General features: G+C 34.1%; 1 protein-coding gene. It reads left to right on the top strand.

From position 1 onward, the window contains the following. Positions 1-765 (top strand): IS3 family transposase (locus tag AAAY30_RS11515; protein ID WP_499215971.1); only part of this gene is annotated, 765 nt, incomplete at its 5' end. Positions 766-825 lie beyond the last annotated feature (60 nt).

The following is an 825-nucleotide window of genomic DNA, read 5'->3' on the forward strand; positions in this document are numbered from 1 at the left end:
GATGAAAAATTAGAAAAAGAAATTCTTGATATACGAAAAGTGCATAAAGACTATGGTTATCGCAGAATTTGGGGAGAATTGCGAAACAGAAATATTTTTGTAAACAAGAAAAAAGTTCAAAGAATTGTTCAGAAATTGAACCTGCAAGTAACCTCGTTTACTCATAAAAGCAGAAAATACAGTTCATACAAAGGTAAAGTAGGAAAGATTGCTCCAAACAGGATTAACCGTAGATTTAACACAAGTGTACCGCATCAGAAAATCACAACAGATACAAGTGAATTTAAGTATTATGAGGTTGACAGCAAGGGCAGAATGATAATCAAAAAGCTCTATTTTGATCCATTTATGGATATGTTTAACGGAGAAATTCTGAGTTTTGGCATATCTCAAAAGCCATCTGCCGAGAACATTATGAGTGCATTAGATGAAGCTATTACTATCACTAATGACTGTTCATATCGCAGGACTTTTCACTCTGACAGAGGATGGGCTTATCAGATGAAAGCATATTCACAAAAGCTGAAAGAAAACAGAATATTTCAGAGTATGTCAAGAAAAGGAAATTGTCACGATAACTCTGTTATGGAAAATTTCTTTGGAATATTAAAGCAAGAAATATATTATGGAAAAGTTTATTACAGCTATGAAGAGCTTAAACAAGCAATTATCAAATACATTGATTACTACAACAACAAGAGAATCAAACAGAAACTCGGCTGGTTAAGTCCGGTTGAGTACAGGATTAATGCCTTAGTTGCATAACAAAAGCGTAGCAGCTAAAAGCCACTACGCTTTCAAATCTAACTTTTGGGGGTCACCACA

The sequence above is a fragment of the Ruminococcoides bili genome (genome assembly GCF_040093295.1).
Lineage (GTDB): Bacteria > Bacillota > Clostridia > Oscillospirales > Acutalibacteraceae > Ruminococcoides > Ruminococcoides intestinale_A.